We start from the raw sequence: 2,274 nt of genomic DNA on the forward strand, positions 1-2,274 counted from the left end.
CGCACGGCACTTCACCGTCCGGCCCCGGCGCGCCCTGCCCTTCGCGGAGCTGCGCGAGGTCCTGGACGGGCTGCTGCTGACCGAGCGCGGCCCGCGCCCGCGCGGCCTGTTCGTCAACAACTACGCCACGGTGAACGCCGCCGCCGCGGGCGCCGGGGACGACGGCTTCGAGGGCCGGCTCTACGGCGTCCTCGTGGCCGGCTCCGACGCCGAGGTGGCCGCCCTCGACACCGACATCACCCGCCGCCTCGCGGCCCACACGGATCGGAGCTGAACGTGAGCCACGCCTTCGAGGTGCAGGGCATCGGCGTCACCGACCTCGCCGAGCAGTACGGCACCCCCCTCTACCTGTACGACGGTGACGAGATCACCACCCGCTTCCAGGGGCTGCGCGCGCGTCTGCACCCGTCGCTGGAGGTCTTCTACTCCCTGAAGGCCAACCCGAACATCTCGGTCTGCGCGCTGCTGAACCGCTGCGGCGCCCGCGCCGAGGTGTCCTCGCTGACCGAGCTGGTCACGGCCCGCCGGGCCGGCGTCGCCCCGCGCGACATCATCTTCCTCGGCCCCGGCAAGTCCCGTGCCGAACTCGCCGCCTGCCTCGACGAGGACATCCACGCGATCGTCTGCGAGTCCCTCGACGAACTCGCCCTCATCGACGAGGTGGCCCGCGAGAAGTTCGTCACCGCCCGGGTCGCGCTGCGCGTCAATCCGTCCTTCTCCGTGAAGGGCTCGGGCCTGACCATGGGCGGCAAGCCCCGCCAGTTCGGCATCGACGAGGAGCGGCTGCTCGCGGAGGGCCCCGGCCTCGCGTCTCGGTACTCCGCCGTGCGCCTCATGGGCGTCCAGGTGTACCTGGGCACCCGCATCCTCGGCGAGGACACCGTCGTGGAGAACACCCGGCGCATCCTGGACCTCGCCGAGCGCGTCTCCGGGCACCTGGGCTTCCCGCTGGAGACGGTCGACGTCGGCGGCGGCCTCGGCATCGCCTACTTCGACAACGAGAAGGACCTCGACCTCGACGAGCTCACCGCCCGTCTGAACCCGGTCGTGGACGCCTTCGCCGTACGGCACCCGGACACCCGGATGATCATGGAGCTGGGCCGGTTCCTGGTCGCCGCGTCCGGCACCTACGTGACCCGCGTGCGCTACACGAAGCAGTCGATGGGCGAGAACTTCGCCGTCACCGACGGCGGCACCAACCACCACATGGCGGCCGTCGGCATCGGCTCCTACGTCAAGCGCAACTTCCCGATCGTCGCCCTGGAGCGCCTCGACGAGCCGGCGGGCGAGCCGTGGAACATCACCGGGCCGCTGTGCACCCCGAACGACGTCATCGGCAAGAAGGTCCCCCTGCCGGCGCTGCGGGCCGGCGAGCTGATCGGCGTGCTGCGCTCCGGCGCGTACGGCCCGACGGCCTCCCCCGTGCACTTCCTCAGCCACGGCTACCCGGCGGAGGTCCTCGTCCTGGACGGGCGGGCGCACCTCGTCCGGGAACGGGACGACGTCGAGGCGATGCTCGGCGGCCAGCGCCTGTACGACGGCACCGACACCACCCCCTGACACCCGAGACCGACCCGCACCAGCGAGGAGAACGACAGATGACCGAGAACACCGCAGTCATGGCCGGCGCCGAGCGCGAGCGCTATGTGGACGCCGTCCGCAAGGGCCTGAGCGAGGTCCTGAACAAGGACGTCTCCGGGGCCGCCGAGGGCGTGCGCCTCTTCGACGAGCTGGGCCTGGACTCCAGCAGCGCGCTGGAACTGCTCATCACCATCGAGGAGATCCTCGACGTGCAGTTCGACGCCGAGGACCTGGAGATGACCCACTTCGAGACGGTGGGCTCCCTCGCCGACTTCGTCGCGGCCGAAGCGGACGCCTGAGCATGTTCCGCACGGCAGCGCCCGTACGGCGGGCGGAGCCGGACGGCGCCGCGCCGGTCCTGCCCCGCCTCGTCCGGGCGGCCCGGTACGCGCCCGGGGCCGCCACGGCCCCCTACGTGCCGGATCCGGAGCTGGAGGCGTTCTACGCGGAGCTGGGCGCCCCCTACGGGCTGCTCTTCGACCGCGAGGGCTACGCGGCCTCGGCCCGGCGCAGCTCCGTGGAGCTGGCGTTCGGCGCGCTCGACGCGCTGGGCGACCTGGACGCCGGTCAGGCCCCGCAGCTCGTCGTGGCCGCGTACGCCACGCCCGACTTCGTCCACGCGGAGCTGGTCGCGTCCTGTGTGAAGGGGCGCCTGCCGGGCGGGCCGCTCGCCTTCGCGCTGTCCGACCAGGG

The 2,274-nt window shown here is 72.4% G+C and carries 2 protein-coding genes and 2 pseudogenes; all 4 read left to right on the forward strand.

Going from position 1 to position 2,274, the window contains the following annotated elements; all coding sequences use genetic code 11:
• Nucleotides 1-274: pseudogene (locus ACFY5C_RS41235) on the forward strand (hypothetical protein); the annotation flags it as partial.
• Nucleotides 275-276: 2 nt separating this feature from the next.
• Nucleotides 277-1,560 carry a type III PLP-dependent enzyme gene (locus ACFY5C_RS41240; protein ID WP_389455208.1) on the forward strand — a complete coding sequence of 428 codons (1,284 nt, stop codon included), beginning with the start codon at nucleotides 277-279 and terminating at the stop codon, nucleotides 1,558-1,560.
• 38 nt (nucleotides 1,561-1,598) lie between these two features.
• Nucleotides 1,599-1,880 carry an acyl carrier protein gene (locus ACFY5C_RS41245; protein WP_389455210.1) on the forward strand — a complete coding sequence of 94 codons (282 nt, stop codon included), beginning with the start codon at nucleotides 1,599-1,601 and terminating at the stop codon, nucleotides 1,878-1,880.
• A 2-nt stretch (nucleotides 1,881-1,882) separates the two neighbouring features.
• Nucleotides 1,883-2,274: pseudogene (locus ACFY5C_RS41250) on the forward strand (hypothetical protein); the annotation flags it as partial.

The sequence above is a fragment of the Streptomyces sp. NPDC012935 genome (assembly GCF_042900345.1).
GTDB lineage: Bacteria > Actinomycetota > Actinomycetes > Streptomycetales > Streptomycetaceae > Streptomyces.